Origin of the sequence: Alloalcanivorax gelatiniphagus, assembly GCF_005938655.1 — a bacterium.
GTDB classification, from domain to species: Bacteria; Pseudomonadota; Gammaproteobacteria; order Pseudomonadales; family Alcanivoracaceae; genus Alloalcanivorax; species Alloalcanivorax gelatiniphagus.
Map to the genome: position 1 here is coordinate 1 of NZ_VCQT01000024.1, position 20,678 is coordinate 20,678.

The 20,678-nt window shown below is 65.1% G+C and carries 22 protein-coding genes; 8 read left to right on the top strand and 14 right to left on the bottom strand.

Annotated elements, in window-relative coordinates; translation table 11 throughout:
- The 3 genes from FGS76_RS06650 to FGS76_RS06660 all read left to right on the top strand — a co-directional run.
- The coding region (locus FGS76_RS06650; RefSeq protein WP_138771842.1) for a transposase at positions 1-170 on the top strand (170 nt) is incomplete at its 5' end.
- A 351-nt stretch (positions 171-521) separates the two neighbouring features.
- Positions 522-1,646 carry a type I restriction endonuclease gene (locus FGS76_RS06655; RefSeq protein WP_205717205.1) on the top strand — a complete coding sequence of 375 codons (1,125 nt, stop codon included), beginning with the start codon at positions 522-524 and terminating at the stop codon, positions 1,644-1,646.
- A gap of 331 nt (positions 1,647-1,977) precedes the next feature.
- Positions 1,978-2,559 (top strand): winged helix-turn-helix domain-containing protein, encoded by a 582-nt coding sequence (locus tag FGS76_RS06660; protein ID WP_276607928.1) that lies wholly within the window; start codon positions 1,978-1,980, stop codon positions 2,557-2,559.
- A gap of 108 nt (positions 2,560-2,667) precedes the next feature.
- Here FGS76_RS06660 and FGS76_RS06665 read toward each other — a convergent pair whose 3' ends face one another.
- From FGS76_RS06665 to FGS76_RS06675, 3 genes are all read right to left on the bottom strand, one after another.
- Positions 2,668-3,555 carry an alpha/beta hydrolase gene (locus FGS76_RS06665; protein WP_138771843.1) on the bottom strand — a complete coding sequence of 296 codons (888 nt, stop codon included), beginning with the start codon at positions 3,553-3,555 and terminating at the stop codon, positions 2,668-2,670.
- 138 nt (positions 3,556-3,693) lie between these two features.
- Positions 3,694-4,983, bottom strand: a complete 1,290-nt coding sequence (gene bioA / locus FGS76_RS06670) for an adenosylmethionine--8-amino-7-oxononanoate transaminase (protein ID WP_138771844.1) — start codon at positions 4,981-4,983, stop codon at positions 3,694-3,696.
- A gap of 77 nt (positions 4,984-5,060) precedes the next feature.
- Positions 5,061-5,969 carry a hypothetical protein gene (locus FGS76_RS06675; RefSeq protein WP_138771845.1) on the bottom strand — a complete coding sequence of 303 codons (909 nt, stop codon included), beginning with the start codon at positions 5,967-5,969 and terminating at the stop codon, positions 5,061-5,063.
- Between the two features lie 255 nt (positions 5,970-6,224).
- On the opposite strand from FGS76_RS06675, the gene FGS76_RS06680 reads away from it, so the two are divergent.
- Entirely contained in the window at positions 6,225-7,124 is a 900-nt protein-coding gene (locus tag FGS76_RS06680; protein ID WP_138771846.1) for a DMT family transporter, read from the top strand.
- A 9-nt stretch (positions 7,125-7,133) separates the two neighbouring features.
- Here the strand turns inward: FGS76_RS06680 and FGS76_RS06685 are convergent, their stop codons facing one another.
- The 3 genes from FGS76_RS06685 to FGS76_RS06695 all read right to left on the bottom strand — a co-directional run bounded on the left by FGS76_RS06685 (position 7,134) and on the right by FGS76_RS06695 (position 10,137).
- Entirely contained in the window at positions 7,134-7,838 is a 705-nt protein-coding gene (locus tag FGS76_RS06685) for a hypothetical protein (RefSeq protein WP_138771847.1), read from the bottom strand.
- Positions 7,839-8,011: 173 nt separating this feature from the next.
- Entirely contained in the window at positions 8,012-9,190 is a 1,179-nt protein-coding gene (locus FGS76_RS06690) for a vWA domain-containing protein (RefSeq protein WP_138771848.1), read from the bottom strand.
- Positions 9,191-9,294: 104 nt separating this feature from the next.
- Positions 9,295-10,137 carry an AAA family ATPase gene (locus FGS76_RS06695; RefSeq protein ID WP_138771849.1) on the bottom strand — a complete coding sequence of 281 codons (843 nt, stop codon included), beginning with the start codon at positions 10,135-10,137 and terminating at the stop codon, positions 9,295-9,297.
- Positions 10,138-10,262: 125 nt separating this feature from the next.
- Between FGS76_RS06695 and FGS76_RS06700 the strand changes: the two genes are divergently transcribed.
- Positions 10,263-10,979 (top strand): 16S rRNA (uracil(1498)-N(3))-methyltransferase, encoded by a 717-nt coding sequence (locus tag FGS76_RS06700; protein ID WP_138771850.1) that lies wholly within the window; start codon positions 10,263-10,265, stop codon positions 10,977-10,979.
- Between the two features lie 72 nt (positions 10,980-11,051).
- On the opposite strand, the gene rluB is transcribed toward FGS76_RS06700, so the two are convergent.
- The 6 genes from rluB to FGS76_RS06730 all read right to left on the bottom strand — a co-directional run bounded on the left by rluB (position 11,052) and on the right by FGS76_RS06730 (position 16,629).
- Positions 11,052-11,891: a 23S rRNA pseudouridine(2605) synthase RluB gene (rluB, locus tag FGS76_RS06705; protein WP_138771851.1), complete on the bottom strand. Its 840-nt coding sequence runs from the start codon at positions 11,889-11,891 to the stop codon at positions 11,052-11,054.
- Positions 11,884-12,777: an SMC-Scp complex subunit ScpB gene (gene scpB, locus FGS76_RS06710; RefSeq protein WP_205717206.1), complete on the bottom strand. Its 894-nt coding sequence runs from the start codon at positions 12,775-12,777 to the stop codon at positions 11,884-11,886. The genes rluB and scpB overlap by 8 nt, the downstream gene beginning before the upstream one ends.
- Position 12,778: 1 nt before the next feature.
- Positions 12,779-13,708: a segregation and condensation protein A gene (locus tag FGS76_RS06715; RefSeq protein ID WP_138771853.1), complete on the bottom strand. Its 930-nt coding sequence runs from the start codon at positions 13,706-13,708 to the stop codon at positions 12,779-12,781.
- A 37-nt stretch (positions 13,709-13,745) separates the two neighbouring features.
- The gene (locus tag FGS76_RS06720; protein WP_205717207.1) at positions 13,746-14,960 is read right to left on the bottom strand and encodes a tryptophan--tRNA ligase; all 1,215 of its coding nucleotides are present in this window, start codon (positions 14,958-14,960) and stop codon (positions 13,746-13,748) included.
- A 149-nt stretch (positions 14,961-15,109) separates the two neighbouring features.
- On the bottom strand, positions 15,110-15,733 hold the full coding sequence (locus tag FGS76_RS06725; RefSeq protein WP_138771854.1) for an L-threonylcarbamoyladenylate synthase: 624 nt from the start codon (positions 15,731-15,733) through the stop codon (positions 15,110-15,112).
- Positions 15,730-16,629, bottom strand: coding sequence for a PHP domain-containing protein (locus FGS76_RS06730; RefSeq protein ID WP_138771855.1), 900 nt, complete (start codon positions 16,627-16,629; stop codon positions 15,730-15,732). Before FGS76_RS06730 ends, FGS76_RS06725 begins: the two co-directional genes overlap by 4 nt.
- Positions 16,630-16,755: 126 nt before the next feature.
- Between FGS76_RS06730 and FGS76_RS06735 the strand changes: the two genes are divergently transcribed.
- From FGS76_RS06735 to FGS76_RS06745, 3 genes are all read left to right on the top strand, one after another.
- On the top strand, positions 16,756-17,406 hold the full coding sequence (locus tag FGS76_RS06735) for an inner membrane-spanning protein YciB (protein ID WP_138771856.1): 651 nt from the start codon (positions 16,756-16,758) through the stop codon (positions 17,404-17,406).
- Entirely contained in the window at positions 17,384-17,683 is a 300-nt protein-coding gene (locus FGS76_RS06740) for a YciI family protein (RefSeq protein ID WP_138771857.1), read from the top strand. Before FGS76_RS06735 ends, FGS76_RS06740 begins: the two co-directional genes overlap by 23 nt.
- Positions 17,684-17,792: 109 nt before the next feature.
- Positions 17,793-18,452: a TIGR04211 family SH3 domain-containing protein gene (locus FGS76_RS06745; protein ID WP_138771858.1), complete on the top strand. Its 660-nt coding sequence runs from the start codon at positions 17,793-17,795 to the stop codon at positions 18,450-18,452.
- A 20-nt stretch (positions 18,453-18,472) separates the two neighbouring features.
- On the opposite strand, the gene FGS76_RS06750 is transcribed toward FGS76_RS06745, so the two are convergent.
- Together FGS76_RS06750 and FGS76_RS06755 are read right to left on the bottom strand one after the other, a co-directional pair.
- On the bottom strand, positions 18,473-19,420 hold the full coding sequence (locus tag FGS76_RS06750; RefSeq protein ID WP_138771859.1) for a hypothetical protein: 948 nt from the start codon (positions 19,418-19,420) through the stop codon (positions 18,473-18,475).
- Positions 19,421-19,464: 44 nt separating this feature from the next.
- Complete coding sequence (locus FGS76_RS06755; protein ID WP_138771860.1) at positions 19,465-20,655, bottom strand: CaiB/BaiF CoA transferase family protein; 1,191 nt, start codon at positions 20,653-20,655, stop codon at positions 19,465-19,467.
- Between the last annotated feature and the right edge of the window lie 23 nt (positions 20,656-20,678).

Genomic DNA, 20,678 nt, shown 5'->3' on the forward strand with positions numbered 1-20,678 from the left:
AACCCTACGCCGAGGGCATCACCGCCAGTGCCTGTTACCGCCTCAACACCAGCGTCCTGGAAGGCATGAACAACCGCATCAAGGTCATCAAGCGCATGGCCTACGGCTACCGGGACAGCGACTACTTCTTCCTCAAGATCAAAGCCGCCTTTCCCGGGAATCCGCGATGAACCTTTTTTTTGCCTATCGGGAGGTCTCTCCAGATGGGGCGCGGCTCAGGGCGCGACGCCCTTCCGGGAACGCCGCGAGTACGTCCCTGTAGGCTCCCTTTCGAACGTCCTGTTCTCAAGGGTCCCGGAAGGGCGTCGCGCCCTGAGCCGCTTAGTAGTGAGCCTCCGCGCCACAGAGACCGCTCCGCCTGGCCTGGTTCTCAAAGGGGAGGGCGGTTCCAGCGCGACGCCCCGACGTTCCAGTTGTTGATGATTATTTGACCTGACAAAGCGTTTCCTTACACTTCCTTGAAGGGCGTCACAATTTGAAATGGACGCCATGCCTACCAAAAAAAGAAAAAGGGGAATGTCATGTCCATGGATTTCGAGGATCGACTGGAACAAATGCGGGCCAAAGTAGGGCAGTTGGCAGGTGAACTCAGTACCGAGGAAGCCACGAAAAACGCGCTGGTGATGCCTTTCATCAAGGATATTCTTGGCTACGATGTGTTCAACCCTTTGGAAGTGATTCCCGAGTTCACGGCCGACCAGGGAATAAAGAAAGGCGAAAAGGTCGATTATGCCGTCAAGCAGAACGGCCTGGTTCAGATTCTTATCGAATGTAAACGAGCCGGCGACGAGCTCGGCTTCAAACACGCTTCCCAGCTTTACCGGTATTTCTCGGTCACTGATGCCAGAATCGCCATCCTTACCAATGGAGTGCGATATCAGTTCTTCACCGATCTGGATGCGGCGAACCGCATGGACAAAAACCCGTTCATGGAAATCGATTTCGCCAACTTCAACTGGCGGCTGTCCGATGAGATCCGCAAGCTTTCCAAGAACGATTTCGACCTGGGCGATGTCATCAACGCTGCCGGCGAGCTTAAGTATACGAACAGAATCAAGAAACTGGTGGCGGAGCAATTCAGTAATCCCTCCGAAGAATTCGTGACTCTATTTGCAAGTCAGGTCTACGACGGGCGACTCACGCAACGCACCAAAGAGGATTTTCGTGAAATTGTCCGGAAAGCCACGGCTCAGTTTCTGAATGACAACCTCAATGATCGTCTTAAAGGCGCCGTACGCGACGACTACACCCAGAGACCGGAACCGTCGATGAGAGATGGCTCGGACGAAGAGCAAGGGCCGCAAGTGGAAACCACTGCGGAGGAACTTCAAGGTTTCTATATCGTTCGGGCGATCCTGTCGGACCATGTGGATATCAACCGCATCATTGACCGCGATACGTTGAGTTACTTCGGCGTATTGCTGGACGATAACAATCGTAAGCCGATCTGCCGTCTGCACTTTAACCGCGCACAGAAATACCTCGGGCTCTTCGATGAGAACAAAAAAGAGACCCGACATCCAATTTCCGCGCCGACGGACATCTTCCAGTACAAAGACCAGATCAGGCATACCATCGGCTACTACGATACGGCCCCTGCGACCACCATGGAGCCACTGGATAGGGACGAGACCACGCAAGTATAAGCAGGCATAATTCCCGCTTATGGTTATGGGGCCGATGATCGGCGTAATTTATAGCCGGTCGCCGGCCCGACATCCGGCGTCGTGATAATCCCTGCGCCGCTCACAGTCGCGCTCGCACACAGTACCCTCCGCTCTCAGCTCTCCAAACTGACCTTCGCTGGAATCTTTATGCGTAATTTACGGCCCGCCCGCATTACGGAATAGAGAATTTACGCCGGCCTCGCCGATGCTTCGCCTATCCATTCCGTCGTATCCACGAATCCCGTGGTCGACGTTCTGAACGGAAAGGCGACGCCTGGTTCGCCTGGGTCGAGACGCCGATCTAGCGGCACTGGCCAGCAAGGGCGCCGACCTGGTGATCCTGGACCTGGGCCTGCCGGACATGGACGGCCGCGAGGTGCTGATTGAGCTGCGCCAATGGTCCACGGTGCCGGTGATCGTGCTCACGGTGCGCGCCGACGAGGCGGAAAAAGTGGCGCTGCTGGACGCCGGCGCCAACGACTACGTGACCAAGCCGTTCGGCATCGAGGAACTGATGGCCCGCATCCGGGCTTTCCTGCGCAACGTCCATGGCCGCCGGGACCTGAGCCCGGTGTACGACGATGGCGAACTGCGCATCGACCTGGCGGGCCGGGACGTGCGACTGCACGGTGAGCCGGTGACGCTGACCCGCAAGGAGTTCGCCTTGCTCGCCGCGCTGTCCCGGCAACCGGGCCGGCTGATCACCCAGTCGCAACTGCTGCGCGAGATCTGGGGACCGAGCCATGTGGAAGACGCCCATTATCTGCGCATCCTGGTGGCCAAGCTGCGCCAGAAGCTCAAGGACGAGGCCACGGCGCCGCGTTACATCATTACCGACCCGGGAGTGGGCCTGCGATTTCTGGGACAGGACCCTGGCCCGGACCATCGGTAAGTACGTGTAATGTATATTATGTTAAATACAAGATATTAAGATAGAAGACATTGAGGTTGAGCCCCTGGAGGCATCGGGCCTGAGCCCGACCCTCCAGCCACTTCCGCCCTATGCCGGACAGTGCTCTTTCAGGAAGCTGATCTGGTCCGCCACCACCTGTTCGAAGGCCTCGCCCAGATAGATCTCGAAGTGCCCCGCCTGGTAATGCTTGATCTGGTGCCTGGGCGTGCGGCTGGCATGGCGAAGGGTTTGCCGGGCCGGCGCCACGGTGTCGTTGTCGCACACGCAGTACAGCACCGGCGCCTGGATGGCGGCGGTTTTGCGTCCCGGGTAATAGCGGATGATGTCCAGGGCGAAGCGCGCGGCGGCTTCGTTGCGCACCTCGGCGCCGTCCGGCGCCAGGTTCATATAGCCGTCCCAGGCGTCCGGGGCGGTCATCAGGGCGGTTTCGCCGGGGCGCCCCGCCACCGCCACCATCACCGGTTCGGCGCGGGCCAGGGCGCCGAGCCGGTCACGCAGGGCGCGGACGGTGAGTTTCGCCGAGACCAGCGGTTCGGTGGCCAGGGTCGAGGCCAGGCCGTCGGTGAACGGGCATTGGGAGATCACCGCCGCCAGGCGCGGATCGTCGGCGGCGGTGGCCAGCACATGGCCGCCGGAGAAAGACGTTCCCCACAGGATCACCCGGTCCGGGTCGGCCTGGTCCAGGGTTCGGGCATGGGCCACCGCCGCCTTCCAGTCCTGCAGCTGCTTTTTGATGTCCAGCAGTTGCCGGGGCTGGCCGTCGCTGTCGCCGAAATGGCGATAGTCGAACAGCAGGCAGGCGTAGCCCTGGGCCACGAACCGCTCGGCGTAGGCCGGCAGCCGCATATTGCGGGTGCCGCCCAGGCCGTGGGCCATGACCAGGACCGGTGCACGGCCGGGGGTGTCGGGCAGGTAAAGATCGCCCCGACAGGTGACCCCGGCGGATGGGAATTGAATCGGTGTTACGGACGTCATCGCCCTGCCCCCCTGGAAAATTCTCGACGGCGGCAGCTTGCCTCGGATGGCTGGCCGGGCGGTAGGCCGGGGCGTCCGGGCGCCCCGGCGGCAGGTTCAATCGTGCATGAAGACCAGGTTCCGGGTCGCCGAAGCGCTCTAGAGTTCCGCCACCGCCGCCATGGCGGCGGTGAGCTCGCTGAGCTGGTCGGGCTGGATGCCGAAGGGCGGCATGATGTAGACCAGCTTGCCGAACGGGCGAATCCAGACGCCCCGCTCCACCAGCATTTTCTGGGTGGCGGCCACGTCACGGGGTTGCTCCAGTTCCAGCACGCCGATGGCGCCCAGGGCGCGCACGTCGGCCACGCCGGGCAGGCGGCGGCAGGGTTCCAGTTCCCGGCGCAGCTGCGATTGGATGCCGGCCACCCGGCCGCGCCAGTCGCTTTCCAGCAGCAGTTCGATGCTGGCGTTGGCCACCGCGCAGGCCAGCGGGTTGCCCATGAAGGTGGGGCCATGCATCAGCACGCCGGCCTCGCCGTCGCAGATGCCGGCGGCCACCCGATCGCTGCACAGGGTCGCCGCCAGGGTCATGTAGCCGCCGGTGAGGGCCTTGCCCAGGCACAGAATGTCCGGGCAGACACCGGCGTGTTCCAGGGCGAACAGCTCCCCGGTGCGGCCAAAACCGGTGGCGATTTCGTCGAAGATCAGCAACACGCCGTGCTGGTCGCACAGGCGGCGGGCGCCGCGCAGATACTCCGGATGGTAGAGGCGCATGCCGCCGGCCCCCTGGACGATGGGCTCCAGGATCACCGCCGCCACTTCATCGGCGTGCCGCTCCAGCAGGTCGCGCAGGGAATCCAGGTCGCTCTCGTCCCAGTCGTCGTGGTAGCCGGTGCGCGGCGCCTCGGCGAACAGGTGCTGGGGCATCACCTTGCTGAACAGGTGGTGCATGCCGTTGACCGGGTCGCAGGTGGCCATGGCCCCGAAGGTGTCGCCGTGGTAGCCGTGGCGCAGGGCGATCAGGCGGTGCTTCTCCGCCCTGCCCTGGCTCAGCCAGTACTGCAGCGCCATCTTGATCGCCACTTCCACGGACACCGAGCCGCTGTCCGCCAGGAACACCTTGTTAAGGGGCTCCGGGGTCAGCGCCACCAGCTTCTTGCCCAGTTCCACCGCCGGCTCGTGGGTGAGGCCGCCGAACATGACGTGGGCCATGCGATCGATCTGGGCCTTGGCGGCCTGGTTCAGGCGCGGGTGGTTGTAACCGTGGATCGCCGCCCACCAGGAGGACATGCCATCGATCAGGCGGCGGCCGTCGTCCAGCTCCAGGTAGACCCCCTCGGCGCGGGCCACCGGGTACACCGGCAGGGGCTTGGAGGTGGAGGTATAGGGGTGCCAGAGGTGGTCGCGGTCGAAGGCGAGATCGATGGCACCGGGTCGGGAGCTGGGCATGGTGGAATCCGTGCGGGCAAGTGGGTGAGGAACCATGCCAATTCGGGGCCGCCGACTCAAGCCCTGGCGGCGGCTGTTTACAGCTGGGTCACCAGCAGCCGCGCCAGCACCCCGTAGCTGTCATCCGGATTGCGAATGCCGGAGATGTCGAAATTGAAACGCTCGAACAGGGAAAAGCCCAGCCCCACGGTGGCCGAGGTGTCCAGGTGATCGATCAGGTCGTGGCGGTAGCCCAGGCGCAGGGACGCCGGGCCGAAGCCGTCGAAGGACAGATTGGCGCCGGCGAAGCGGGCGTCGTCGTCCTGTTCAAAGGCATCCCGGGCGTCGATATTGATGTTGAGCCGGGCGCCGGGCCACCACCAGGCCGGGTCCAGATAGGTGGCCAGGCTGGCCAGGGCCGAGGTGCGGTAGGGGCTGGACACCAGCCGGCCGTCGTCCCGGTGCGGGAACAGCCGCTCCACCCGCAGCGCCATGTCCAGGTCGCCAAAGGTCTTCTTGAGGCCGGCATTGATGTTGAAGCCCTCACTGGCGGTGAGGGTGCCCGGGGCCTGGAAGGTGGGATTGAAGGCCGCTTCGGTGGGCCGGGTGTAGCTGTAGAGCATTTCCCGGCGGGCCTTGAACACGGCGTCGAAGCGGTAGTCCTGGCCGGGGCCGAACAGCCGGTCCAGGGTCACCCCGGCTTCGGTCAGGGAGCTGCCCTGCCCCCGCGTCATCGGGTCCCGGCGCGGCGAGGTGTCGGCGGGAAACAGGGCCGACAGCCGGGTCTGGCTGCGCGCCATCAGGCGGGGCGAGAAATAGCGCACCGGCAGTTCAAACTCGGTGCCGGCATCGGCGTTGACGCTGAGCCGGTCGCGGTTCAGTTCCTCGACCACCCCCGGGTTGCCGCCGGCCACCGGTTCGCCGACCACGTCGAAGTCGCCAAAGAAGCGCTCACCGTGGGCGGCGCCGGTCAGGCAAACAGTGATCAGTAAGGCAAACAGGCGCATGGCCGTCCGCTCCGGAAAAACGCGCGGAAGTGGGATAACGATGGGCACTACTATGCAACAGCCGGGATAATTGTTAAAAGGCGACAGCGCGAATTTTACGTTTCCGCTTTTCAGTCCCCGTTTTTATGGTTCTATCGCCCTGGCATTCCCGTTGGGAATGAGTGCCAGTCCCAGGTTTCATTGGATATCACGCCCCGCCGGGCGGAGCATGGTCGCTCCCCGGCCGCCCTACCCCTTTCCGTCGTGAGCAGATTGATGAATCAACGCGCCTTCTGGCAGTCCGGCCTGGTGCTGGTGGCTCTGGCCACCTTCGCCATGGCCTTCAAGGGCATCTTTGCCCGCTTGGTATACCAATACGGCGTGTCCGTGGACGTGCTGCTGGTGTGGCGCTTCGCCCTGGCGGTGCCGCTGTTCTGGGTCGGCGCCCTGTGGATCAATCGCAACCGGCCCAAGGTCCGGTTGGACCGCCGCCAGTGGCTGCTGTGCGGGCTCAGCGGTCTGTTGTTCTTCTTCAGCACCTGGTGCGACTTCAGCGCCATCCATGAACTGGGCGCCAGCCTGTCGCGGATGTTGCTGTACCTGTTTCCGGCGCTGGTGATGCTGATCGAGGCGGCGCGGGCCCGGCGGCTGCCCTCGGCGCTGCACGCCCTGGTGTTCGCCGGCGCCTGGAGTGGCATTGCCCTGTTGCTGCTGCCCGGCTGGCAGGACGGCCGGGTGACCCTCCACGGGGTGCTTTACGGGCTGGGCGCGGCGGCCTGCTACGCCAGCTTCCTGACCCTGGGCCAGGGGCTGATGAAATCCCTGGGCTCGGTGCGCTTCAATCAGGTGTCGAACAGTTTCACGCTGGTGTTCATGGGCGTCGGGCTGCTGCCCGGCATTCCCGCCTCGGAGCTGATGCTGAGCGCGCAGGCGCTGGGTTGGATGCTGGTGATGGTGGTGGTGTCCACGGTGTTGCCGTTCTTTTTGCTGTTCGAGGGCTTCCACCGGGCCAATGCCTCGGAGGCGGCGGTGGTGGCCATGTTCGGCCCGGTGGTGACGGTGGGGGCCGCCCTGGCGCTGTTTCCGGACGAGCAGCTGGGGCCGCTGCAATGGCTGGGGATGGTGGTGGTGCTGGCCAGTATCGGCGCCCTCAAGCTGGTGAAGGCGCCGAACTGAGCCGGTGGATCAGAACTCCGCTTCCAGGGACCAGCGGTAGACCACGTCGTCGGCGCCGTCGCTGAGGCCAAGGATGGCGCCCGCTTCCCACTCCAGTTCGTGGCCGCCCAGCTTGAACTCGCCGAGCAGTACCGGGCCGGCGCCGTGGTTGCCGCTTTCACCGTAGTATTCCAGGGCCGGGGCCAGATCATCGTCCTCCAGCCAGGCCAGCTGGGCGGCGGCGGAGTATTCCACCTCGTCTTCCTCGGCGTCGTCGCCGTCCTGCTTTTCGGCGAAGGCGTTCAGGCGCAGGCGGAAGTCGCCGGGCAGCCGCTGTTCATAGAGCGGCCCGATCTTGTATTCCCACAGGTCCTCGTCACGCTCCTTTTCCACCTCGCCGAGCAGGGCCAGGGCGTAGTCCCGGTTCTGGAACAGGTTGAAGCGCCCTTCCAGCTCATAGGCTTCCAGTTCAAACGCCTCGCCGGGCAGCTTTTCCGTGTTCAGGTAGGCTTCCAGGGCGAAGCGGTCACTGAAGGCGTAGCCCAGAGAGAATTTCTGCAGCCAGCGTCCGTCTTCCTCCCGGTCGCCGTCGTCCAGGTAGGTGCCGCGGGTTTCCAGCTCCCACTCGCCGGCGTGGATGCGGGGGGAATAGACCTTGTCCACATCGGCCAGGGTCAGCGTCGGCAGCCCGGCGCAACAGGCGAGCGCCAGCAGGCGTGGCAGGCGTTGGTTCATTCCGAGTCCTTGTTCGAGTCCGTGAACGGCAAGATTAGCGCAGAGGGCGTGTTGTTAGCTTAAGGAAAGCTTAAGGGATCGAGGGTTATCGCGGCTGAAGCGGTACATCGCCGATCGCGGCTGAAGCCGCTCCTACAACCCCTGTAGGAGCGGCTTCAGCCGCGATCGGCGCTTCACTTGCTCAGGTACTTCATGGCCCGCTCGATGCCCTCAAGGGTGAGCGGGAACATGTGCTGGTCGGCCAGCTGCTTGATCCACTGGGTGGAGGTGGTCATCTGCCAGGCGCGCTCCGGCTCCGGGTTCAGCCAGATCACCTTCTCGTAGGTCTCCATGATGCGCTGGAACCAGACCGCGCCGGGTTCGTCGTTCCAATGCTCCACGGAACCGCCCACGGAGTTCACCTCGTAGGGGCTCATGGCGGCGTCGCCGATAAAGATCACCTTGTAGTCGCTGCCGTACTTGTGCAGCACGTCCCAGGTGGAGACCTTCTCGTCCCAGCGGCGGCGGTTGTCCTTCCACACGTATTCGTAGATGAAGTTGTGGAAGTAGAAGTACTCCATGTGCTTGAACTCCAGCCGGGCGGCGGAGAACAGCTCCTCGCACATCTTGATGTAGGGGTCCATGGAACCGCCAATATCGAAGAACAGCAGCACCTTGACCCGGTTTTCCTTCTGCGGGCGCATCTTGATGTCGAGCAGGCCGGCGTTGCGGGCGGTGGAACGGATGGTGTCATCCATATCCAGCTCTTCGTCGCGGCCGGTGCGGGCGAACTTGCGCAGCCGGCGCAGGGCCAGCTTGATGTTGCGGATGCCCAGCTCCACGGAGTCGTCCAGGTTGCGGAATTCCCGCTTCTCCCAGACCTTCACCGCGCTCTTGTTGCGCGACGGGCCGACCATGCGGATGCCTTCCGGGTTTTCCCCATAGCCGCCGAACGGGCTGGTGCCGCCGGTGCCCACCCACTTGTTGCCGCCCTGGTGGCGTTTTTCCTGCTCTTCCAGGCGCTTGCGCAGCTCATCGAGAATCTTTTCCAGGCTGCCCAGGCCCTGGAGCTTCTCGCGCTCCTCGGCGGACAGGGTCTTTTCCAGCTGGGCGCGCAGCCATTCCTCGGGAATGGTGCGGCTCAGCCAATCCGGCTCGATGCTTTCCAGGCCCTCGAAGTAATGGGCGAAGGCCCGGTCGAAGCGGTCATAGTACTTCTCGTCCTTGACCATCACCGCCCGGGACAGCATGTAGAAGTCCTCGATGGACCCGAACGCCACATGGTGTTTGAGCGCGTCGAACAGATCGAGCAGTTCGCGCAGGCTCACCGGCACCCGGTGGGCACGCAGGTCCTCGAAAAAACCGATCAGCATGGAGGTTGCCTCCCAAATCCTCGGTGCGGGTCGCGGCTGAAGCCGCTCCTACGGTACGCCGGAGCGACGGCAGGAGCGGCTTCAGCCGCGACCCACGGGCGCGATCAGCGTTCGCGGCGGCTCATGAAGGCCAGCCGTTCCAGCAGCTGCACGTCGGCCTCGTTCTTCACCAGGGCGCCGTACAGGGGCGGCACCGCGCTCTTGGTGTCGCGGTTGCGCAGGATGTCCTGGGGAATGTCGTCGGCCATCAGCAGCTTGAGCCAGTCGATCAGCTCGCTGGTGGAGGGCTTTTTCTTCATGCCCGGCACCTTGCGCAGGTCGAAGAAGATCTCCAGCGCTTCGCTGACCAGCTCCTTCTTGATCTCCGGGAAGTGCACGTCGACGATCGCCTGCATGGTCTTGGCGTCGGGGAAGTTGATGTAGTGGAAGAAGCAGCGGCGCAGGAAGGCGTCCGGCAGCTCCTTCTCGTTGTTGGAGGTGATGATGACGATGGGCCGCTTCTCGGCGCGCACGGTTTCGCCGGTCTCGTAGACGAAGAACTCCATGCGATCCAGTTCCTGCAACAGGTCGTTGGGGAACTCGATATCGGCCTTGTCGATCTCGTCGATCAGCAGCACCACCTGGTCGTCGGCGGAGAACGCCTCCCACAGGCGGCCCTTCTTGATGTAGTTGGACACGTCCTCCACACCCTCGGCGCCGAGCTGGGAGTCGCGCAGCCGGGACACCGCGTCGTACTCGTACAGGCCCTGCTGGGCCTTGGTGGTGGACTTGATGTGCCAGGACAGCAACGGCATGCCGAGGGACTCGGCCACCTGCTCGGCGAGCAGGGTTTTGCCGGTGCCCGGCTCGCCCTTGATCAGCAGCGGACGCTGCAGGGCGATGGCGGCGTTGACGGCCATCTTCAGATCTTCGGTGGCCACGTACTGGTCGGTGCCCTGAAACTGCATGCGTGTCTCTCCACGTCATCGAGAATAACGAGGCGCACTCTAGCAACCCCCGGCGCCGGCGCAAAGGGCCGGAATCGCCACGTTGCGGGAGGATTGCGTCAGTCCCTGTGCCATAATCCCGCCCCATGAATCTGCTGCTGCTGCATCCCGATCAACGCCTGGACGGCGACCGCTGGCGTCTGGACCCGCGCCAGGCCAGCCATGTGCGCCAGGTGCTGGGCCTGGCGGTGGGCGATCATTGCCGGGCCGGATTGCTCAATGGAGGCCTGGGAACGGGCCGCATAGAATCCATTGAAAACAATGAGATAGAAATTTCTTTTAAAGTGGATTCTCAGCCTCCGGCGCCGCTTCCGCTGAACCTGCTTCTGGCCCTGCCCCGGCCGAAAATGCTCAAGCGCCTGCTGATCGACGGAGCCAGCCTGGGCATCAAGCGCATCGTTCTGATCAATGCCTGGAAGGTGGACAAGAGCTACTGGCGCACCCCCAACCTGAAGGCGGATCTGTTACGGGAGAAACTGCTGCTGGGCCTGGAACAGGCCGGCGACACGGTGCTGCCGGAGCTGGTGATGGCGCCCCGCTTCCGGCCGTTCGTGGAGGATGATCTGGACGCCTGGGCCGGGCCCGGCCCCCGTTTCCTGGCCCATCCCGGGGATTACCCCGCCCTGCCCCACGACCTGGACGGCCCGGCCACCCTGGCGATCGGGCCGGAAGGGGGCTGGACGCCGTTCGAGGTGGAGATGCTTGAGGCGCGGGGCTTCCAGGCGCACCGTTTCGGCACCCGCATTCTGCGGGTGGAAACCGCGTTGCCGGCGTTGGTGGGGGCGTTGATGCGGTTGCCCTAGGCGCAATCGCGACTGAAGTCGCTCCTACACAGGTTTTCCGTAGGAGCGACTTCAGTCGCGATAACCATCAAATCAACGCCGGTAAGGATTACGGCGCGGTTTGCGCGGCGGCTTGTCACCGCGCTGGTGGCGCAGGCGCGCGCGGCCGTACAGGCCGGTGTACTTCTTGCCCTTGAGATCCACCCGGTCGGTGAGCGGCTTGATCTCATCGGCGGTGAGTTCTTTCCAGCGGCCCATGCGCAGGTCCGAGGGCAGGCTCAGGTCGCCGAAGCGGATACGGATCAACCGCGCCACTTCCAGGTCCTGGGACTGGAACAGACGGCGCACTTCCCGGTACTTACCCCCGGTGAGGCTGACCTTGTGCCAGTGGTTGGCGGCCTCCTCGGCGCCGCCGGCGTCCACGATGCTGTCGAACCGGGAAACCCCGTCCTCCAGCAACACGCCGTCCAGCATCGCCCGCCGTTTCTCGTCGGTCAGCTCGCCGCGCACCCGTACCGCGTACTCGCGCACGAAGCCGTTGGACGGGTGCATCAGGCGGTGCGCCAGTTCACCGTCGGTGGTGAACAGCATCAGGCCGGTGGTATTGATATCCAGCCGGCCCACCTGCACCCAACGCAGGCCCTGCAACCGGGGCAGATTGTCGAACACCGTGGGGCGCCCCTGCGGGTCGTTCCGCGAGCACACCTCACCGGCTGGCTTGTGATAAACAATCACGCGCCGAATTACGTCTTCTTCCGCCTTCACTGGAATGATCCTGCCGTCCACTCTGATCGTGTCTTCCGGCTCCACCCGGTCACCCAGGGTCGCCACCTTGCCGTTCACGGAGATGCGCCCGTCGGCGATCCAGGTCTCCAGTTCACGGCGTGATCCCAGCCCGGTGCGGGCCAGGACTTTCTGCAACTTTTCACTCATGACGCGATGCTTCGTCCTCGTTGGCGGGCGTCCCGCCGTCGTCGTTGCCGTTCCGGTCGCTTTCCTGCTGCCCGGATCGGTCTTGCGCGTCCATTTCCGCCGCCACCGGTTCGGTGGGGGCGGCATCGTTTTCCGCTTCCGGTGACGCCTTGCGCCGGAATTCGGATTCGAAGCCCACGTTGACCTGGTCCACCTTGTCCATGCTCATCAGCGTGGACTCGTCGATCTCCGGCTCGTCCTCGAAGGCGCCGAACAGGCGCTCCTCGGCCTGCGAGCGCCGCTCTTTGTCGTGGTCACCGTCGCCCTGGCCGCGGTCCGGGTCCGGCGCGTCGCTCAGCGCCAGTTCCTCGTTGAGCTTGTCCAGATCCTTGATCTCGGACAGCGGCGGCAGGTCCTCCAGACTCTTCAGGTCGAAGTAGTCCAGAAACTGCCGGGTGGTGGCGAACATGGCCGGTCGCCCGGGGACGTCCCGGTGGCCCACCACCCGCACCCAGTTGCGTTCCAGCAGGCTCTTGATGATGTGCGAGCTGACCGAAACGCCGCGAATCTCCTCGATCTCGCCCCGGGTAATGGGCTGACGGTAGGCCACCAGCGCCAGGGTTTCCAGGATCGCGCGGCTGTAGCGCGGTGGTTTTTCCTGCCACAGCCGGCTCACCCAGGGGCCCAGCTCCTTGCGCACCTGAAAGCGGAAACCGGAAGCCACCTCGCGCAGCTCGATGCCACGTTCGGCGTAGTCTTCCGCCACCTCTTCCAGCAGTTTCGACAGGGCCGCCTTGTCCGGCCGGTCCTGCTCGTCGAACAGCATCAACAGGGCGTCCCGGTCCAGCGGGCCGTCGGCGGCGAAAATCGCCGCTTCCAGAATGTTCTTGATGTGCTGCGGCTCCACGTCAATCGTCCTCGGGCGTGTCGTCGGCGGTTTCGTCGTCATCGATTTCCAGCGCCGCCAGGGCCTCGGACTCCTCCAGAACCAGGGTCCTGGCCTTGACGTGAATGGGGCTGAAAGGCTCGGTCTGGATCAGCTCGATCAGCGAACCCTTGACCAGCTCCAGCACCGCCAGAAAGCTCACCACCACCCCGAGCCGGCCTTCCTCGGCCTCGAACAGCTCCACGAACGGCACGAACTCGCGGCCCTTGAGCCGGTCCAGCACGTTCGCCATGCGCTCGCGGGTGGACAGTTTTTCCCGCGATACCTGGTGGTTCTCGAACATGTCGGCGCGGTACAGCACTTCCTTGAAGGCCAGCAGCAGCTCGCGCAGGTCCACGTCCGGCTCCGCCTTCTCGCGCACGTACTCCGGACGGCGGGCGGCGGCCAGCTGAAAATCCCGTTCCTGGCGCGGCAGCCCGTCGATGTCCTCGGCGGCCTGCTTGAAGCGCTCGTATTCCTGCAGACGGCGGATCAACTCCGCGCGTGGGTCCTCGCCGTCCTCTTCGTCGTCATGGCTGGGGCGCGGCAGCAGGCTGCGCGACTTGATCTCCCCCAGCATGGCTGCCATCACCAGATATTCGGCGGCCAACTCCAGGTTGAGCGCCTTCATCAGGTCCACGTATTCCATGTACTGGCTGGTGATCTGGGCCACCGGAATATCCAGGATGTCCAGATTCTGGCGCTTGATCAGATACAGCAGCAGATCCAGCGGCCCTTCGAACGCCTCCAGGAATACTTCCAGGGCGTCCGGCGGAATATACAGATCGTCCGGCAGCTTGGTGATCGCCTGACCGTACATCAGACCAAACGGCATTTCCGCCTGTCGCGGACTGGCCGGCGCCAGGGGGTTGTCGGCGCCGGGCGCCGCTGGCTGGTCGACGACGTCGTTCATGCGTGCCGCTCCCGCTGGCCGCTCGCCCGCTGGTCGCTCACCGGTAGTGCAGCCCCATGGCGGAGCGCACTTCCTCAAGGGTGGCGCGGGCCGCCTCGCGGGCTTCCTCGCAGCCTTCCGTGACGATGGCGCGCACCAGGTCCGGGTTGCGCAGATGTTCCTCGGCGCGCTTGCGGATCGGTGCCAGCTCTTCCTGCACCGCCTCGATCACCGGCTTCTTGCATTCCAGGCAGCCGATGCCCGCGGAGGTGCAGCCCTCGCGCACCCATTCGCGGGTGGCGTCGTCACTGTACACCTTATGGAATTCCCACACCGGACACTTCTCCGGATTACCCGGGTCGCTGCGGCGCACCCGGGCCGGGTCGGTGGGCATGCGCCGGATCTTGGCGTCCACCTGGTCCGGCTCCTCGCGCAGGCTGATGAAGTTGCCGTAGGACTTGGACATCTTCTGGCCGTCCAGGCCCGGCATCTTCGAGGCCGGCGTCAGCAGCGCCTGGGGCTCGGGCAGAATCACCTTGCCGCCGCCCTCCAGGTCACCGCTCAGGCGTTCCTTGTCGCCCAGGGTGATGTTTTGCTGGCCCTGCACCAGGGCGCGGGCGGTTTCCAGGGCCGACTCGTCGCCCTGTTCCTGATATTTGCGGCGGTTGTCGGTGTAGATGCGCGCCTGCTTCTTGCCCATCTTGCGGATCGCCGCTTCCACCGCTTCCTCGAAGCCCGGCTCACGGCCGTACAGGTGGTTGAAGCGGCGCGCCACCTCCCGGGTCAGCTCCACATGGGCCACCTGATCGGCGCCCACCGGCACCTGGCCGGCCCGGTAGATCAGAATATCGGCGGCCTGCAGCAGCGGATAACCGAGGAACCCGTAGGTGCTCAGGTCCTTCTCGCGCAGCTTCTCCTGCTGGTCCTTGTAGGTCGGCACCCGCTCCAGCCAGGACAGCGGCGTCATCATCGACAGCAGCAGGTGCAATTCCGCGTGTTCCGGCACCTGGCTCTGAATAAACAGGGTGGCGGAGCCGGGATTGACGCCGGCGGCCAGCCAGTCGGTGACCAGGTCCCAGACATGGTCCTGAATGGCATGGGGGTTCTCATATTCGGTGGTGAGACCATGCCAGTCAGCGACAAAAAAGAAACATTCGTACTCGTGCTGCAAACGTGCCCAATTCTTGAGCACGCCATGGTAGTGCCCCAGATGCAGGCGCCCGGTGGCGCGCATGCCCGATACCACTCTTTGGGAGGGAACCACGGAACTCAAAAGCCGACTCCTGTCGTAACGGCAAGAAAGCGGCGATTATAAAGGGAACCGCCGGGGTAAAGACAGGGCTGGCATACCGCCAACCCCGGGAAGATCCGCAATAAGGCCTTGCAGGGACAGTGCCAATCCGTCCCCGGGCTTACGGTTGTTCAGAAAATGGCGTCGAGAGGCCCGGCGCCCTCGCGCACCACCTCCGGCCCGGTGCCGTCGGCCAGGGAGATCACCGTGGTTTCGGTGACCCCGCAGAAGCCCCCGTCGATCACCAGATCCACCTGCCCCTGCAGGAAATCACGCACGTCCTGGGGGTCGGTGAGCGGGAATTCGTCGTCCGGCAGGTGGGCGGTGGAGGTCATGATCGGCCCGCCCTGCTCCGCCAGCAGCGCCTGGCAGATGCGGTGGTCGGGCACGCGGATGCCGATGGTGCGTTTTTTCGGGTGCATCAGCCGCCGGGGCACTTCGTTGGTGGCTTTGAGAATAAAGGTGTAGGCGCCCGGGGTATGGGCCTTGAGCAGCCGGTAGTCCGGGTTCTCCACCTTGGCGAACACCGCCAGCACCGACAGGTCCGGGCACAACAGGGTGAACTGGTGTTTGTCGTCCAGCCGGCGCAGGCGGATCAGGCGGTCCAGGGCATCTTTTTCGCCGATACCGCAGCCCAGGGCGTAGGTGGTGTCGGTGGGATAGGCGATCAGCCCGCCCTTGCGGATCACGTCCACCGCCTGGCGGATCAGCCGTGGCTGGGGCGTTTCCGGGTGAATATGCAGAACCTCGGTCATGGCGCGCACACCTCCGATGTCAGGGCTTGGGAACCCGCATGGCCGGCGGCCGGCAGTTGCCAGACCGGGGTGCCGTCCGGCGGGAACGGCGGCAGGCCGCCCAGCGCCAGCCATTTCTGTTGCGGGGAATGAAAATCACTGCCGCCGGACACCGCCAGGCCGAAGTGCCGCCAGCACTCCTCCAGCAGGCCGGCCTGATGGGGGCTGAGCCCCGGCATCACCGCCTCCATGGCCTGTCCGCCGGCGTTACGGAAATCCCGTACCAGCTCGCGCAGCCGTTTGCGGGTCAGGTTGTAGGCCTGGGGATGGGCCAGCACCGGCACGCCGCCGGCGGCCAGCAGGTCCTGAACGCCCTGCTCCAGGGTCACCCAGGGGGTGGACACGAACGCGGACTGGCCCTTCTTGAGGAACCGGTTGAAGGCATGGCGCTGGTCGCGCACCACGCCCTCGTCCACCAGCACCCGGGCGAACCAGGGCCGGCCGGGGGTGTCCGAGGCGGCCCGCTCGCAGGCTTTGGCGTAGCTGTCTTCTATGCGCGCCGCCTTGTCCAGGCGGGCGCCGATGCGCCGGGCCCGCTCCCGGCGGGCGTCCAGCTGGGCCGCCACCCGGGCGCCCAGTACCGGGCATTGCGGGTCCACCCACAGGCCCAGCACGTGGATCTCCCGGGTGCCCCACAGCACCGACAGCTCAATGCCGTCGATCAGGGTCAGCCCGTGGGTGGCCGCGGCGGCGCGGGCCTCCGGCAGGCCGGCCAGGGTATCGTGGTCGGTGAGCGCCAGGGCGTCGACGCCGTATTCGGCGGCACGGGCGACCAGATCCGCCGGCGCCAGAACGCCGTCGGAGGCGAGGCTGTGGCAGTGCAGGTCGGGGCGTTGGAATGGCACGGTGTTGGTCATGGCGCGCACGTTACCACACTCGTGCCCGGGGCCCTATATAAGGCATACCGTCGGGACCGTGCCTGGCGGGATGATTTAGGCGGCGGTTCCCGCTACCATCGGCGGTCCGAACGAGGAAACGACTTCATGAAGCAACTGTTCGATTACCTCCCGGTGGTGGTGTTCTTCGGCCTGTACTTTCTCAGTGGCCGGGACATCATGCTCGCCACCTGGGGGATCATCGCCGCCACCACCTTCCAGGTGGTCGCCGGGCGCCTGATCTGGAAGCGCTGGCACCGGCTGCATCTGATGGTGCTGGCGGTGACCCTGGTGTTTGGCGGCCTGACCCTGCTGCTGCGCGACGATGTGTTCATCAAGTGGCGGCCGTCGATCATCAGCTTCGTGCTCGCCGCGGTGCTGCTGGTGGGTCATTTCCTGCGCCAGCGCAACCTGCTGCAGAGGCTTTGCGAAAAACTGATGGTCAGCGGGTTCGGCTATGTGGTCACCCTGCCCCGCCGGGACTGGAACCGCCTCAATCTGGCCTTTATCACCTATTTCCTGGGCCTGGGCCTGCTCAATCTGTACATCGCCTACAACTTCAGCACCGATTTCTGGGTCAACTTCAAGTTGTTCGGTTTCACCGCCCTGCAGATGGTGTTTTACGTGGGGGCGTTCCTGTATTTCTATAAGCGCATGCCGGACGCCGACCGCCAGCGCCTTTTTCACCAGCAAAAAGAACCGCCGGAGCCGCCGGCCAAGAAGGACGAAGACGACGATGCTGTACGCGATCATCAGTGAAGACGTGGCCGATTCCCTGGACAAGCGCGCCGGCGCCCGGGGTGATCATCTGGCGCGCCTGGAGCGGCTCCGCGATGAAGGCCGCCTGACCCTGGCCGGGCCGCACCCGGCGGTGGACAGCCCGGACCCGGGCCAGGCCGGCTTCACCGGCTCCCTGGTGGTGGCCGAGTTCGACTCCCTGGACGCCGCCCGGGCCTGGGCCGACGCGGACCCTTACATGGCCGCCGGGGTCTATGCCCGGGTCACGGTAAAGCCGTTCAAGGCGGTATTGCCCTGAAAGCCGGCCGTACTCGCCGTTTTCTTGCCTGAAATGTGACTATATTCGGCGCCGCCGGTGGCGCCGGTTGCCTAAACTTCGCGCCTTCACCTTCAAGGAGTCCCCATCGATGCTGGTTCGCTGGTTGTGTTTGTTGTTGCTCGCCGTGCTGTCCGTACCGGCCACCGCCGCCACCGCCTGGGTGAGCGATGAAATCTATGTGCCGGTGCGTTCCGGCGCCGGTTCCGGCTACCGCATCGTGCACCGGGGCCTGAAAAGCGGTACCCAGGTGGAGTTTCTCGGTGAGGAAGGCGACTGGGCGCACATCCGCCACGGCGATGTGGACGGCTATATCGGCAAGCAGTACATCAGCCGCACCCCGGTGGCGGCGATCCGCCTGCGCGATGCGACTCAGAAAGCGGAAAAACTGGAGCAGCAGGTCAGCACCCTGCGCGAACAGCTGGGTCAGGCCCAGAGCGAGCGCGACCGGCTCAGCGGCGAGAACCAGGAACTGCAGGGCTCGCTGACCAGCCGGGGCCAGGAACTGGACAAGCTGCGCGATGTGGCCGCCGACCCGCTGCGGCTGGACCAGGCCAACCGCCGTCTCAATGAAGAACTGAGCATGCTGCGTTCCGACCTGGATCAGCTCAAGGCGGAAAACGCCATGCTGCGTAACGACAATACCTCACGGAAATGGATCACCGGCGTGGCCATTCTGATCCTTGGCGCGGTGGCCGGCCTGCTGCTCAAATCCCGTTCCGGACGCCGGCGCGGCGGCTGGGCCAACTAACCGGGCCCCGCCACCGGCGTTCACACGTCCACCTTGCCGAACAGGGTTTCCAGGCGCAGCACCACCCCGCTGATGCCCCGGTAATCCTGTTCGCGGGGCCACAGCATGAACGGCTCCACCTCCACGAACAGCCACGGCCGCCATACGTTGCGGCGGTAGCGCGCGTACAGCCGGTAATTGTCCACCACCCCGGGTTTGCTGCGCCCGCCGGCGCCCACGCCCAGGTTGAGCGCCGACTGGTTGCCCAGCTGCTTGAACAGGTTGACCCCCTGAAACAGCCCCAGGCCGGTGCCGGCCTGGTTGAATTCCTCGGTATAGCGCACTTCGGTGGAAAACCGCAGGATGGTGTCCGGCGACAGGGGCCGGTCCAGCTCCACCAGGGAGCGGCTGCCCCAGCCGTCCGGGTCTTCCCAGTAGATTCGCTGGGTATAGCGCAGCCAGGCGCTTTGGTTGGCGAGCGGATAAAGCCGCCGGTAGCGGGCGCGCACAAAGGTGGTCAGGTTCGAGCGGGCGCCCACGTCCACGTCCAGGTCCATGGCGTCGGTGCGGTCCACCACCCAGCGCAGGGCGCCGCGAAAGCCGCCATCGTCCTTGGTGCCGGGCAGATTGCGGGCCACCGGCTGTTCGTCCCGGTCCTCGTCGCGGCTGCGGAACAGCAACGACAGGCGGCGCTCGGCGCTGGGCAGCCAGACCCGGGCGTCCACGTCCACGTCGTTGGCGCCGTCGCCGTCCTCGCGCCACAGTTTCTCTCCGGTCACCCGCACCAGGCTGGAGGCGGGCTCGTTGTTTTCCCGCAGCGGGTCCTGGAAAAACCCGTCCACCCAGCGGCTCGGCCAGCACAGCGAACGGGACAACCAGCCATGGGTACGATCCACCAGGGTGTCGGCGCCCTGCCAAAAGCATTCATCCGGGGCCGCCCGGGCCAACCCACTGCACAACAGCAATCCCACCAGTAACGTTCGCTTCATGGCGCCAGCATAGCGTCCGCGAGCGACGGCGGGAATCCGTGTTATCAGCCTTCGCCGCCGAGCGCGCCACTATCGCGCAAACGCTGAATGGCGGCGTCGTCCAGGCCGCGCTCACGCAGCACCTCGCCGTTGTGCTGGCCCAGCCGGGCGCCGCTGAACCGGTAGGACACCGGGGTGGCGGAAAAACGGAACGGCGAGGCCACCTGCCGTTGCTGGCCGCCATCGTGGCGGGGCACTTCCACCACCATGCGGCGGGCGCGCAGTTGCGGATGGGCGGCGGCCTCGCTGAAGCTCAGCACCGGCTCCACGCAGCAATCCAGCTCGGCGAACAGCGCGCACCAGTGGTCGTAATCCTGGCTGGCCAGGGCCTCGGCGATGCCCTCTTTCACCTCCGCCACCGTGTCCGGATCGCGGCTCAGACCCTTGGCGGTCAGGTCCGGCCGGCCGATGGCCTGGCAGAACTGGCTGAAGAACTGGGGCTCCAGGCCGGCCACCGACAGATAGCGGCCGTCCCCGGTTTGGTAGCAGTCATAGAAGCCGCCGCCGTTCAGCGTGGTGCCCTCCAGGGCCGGGTCCTCGCCGCCCACCAGCGCCGGCGGCGCGGTCAGGCCGTGCAGGGCGAAGGCGGCGTCGGTCATGGAGATGTCCAGGTGCTGGCCCTCGCCGCTTTGCTGGCGATGTACCACCGCCGCCAGGATCGCCATCACCGCATGGCAGGAGCCGCCGGCCACATCGGCCACCTGGCACGCCATCGGCGCCGGGCCGCTGTCGCGGCGGCCGTTGTAGCCGGTGATGCCGGCGATGGACAGGTAGTTAAGATCGTGGCCGGCCCGGTCCCGGTAGGGGCCGTCCTGGCCGTAGCCGGTGATCGAGCAGTAAATCAGGCCCGGGTTGATCGCCTTCAGGGTCTCGTAGCCCACGCCCAGCTTGTCCATCACCCCGGGGCGGAACTGTTCCACCACGATGTCGTAGTCCTTGACCAGCTCATGAACCAGCTCCCGGGCGTCCGGCTTTTTCAGATCCAGGGCCAGACAGCGCTTGGAGCGGTTCAGATAACCGTGCACCGCCGACACGCCGTCCTCGGACGGCGGCAGCAGGCGTACCATGTCCGGCCGGGTGGGTGATTCCACGCGCAATACCTCGGCGCCCATGTCGGCCAGCATCAGGGTGGCGAAGGGACCGGGCAACAGGGTGGAAAAATCGAGTACTTTCAGGGACGCCAGGGGACCGCTCATGGACTTCTCTCCTCGCTGAAAAC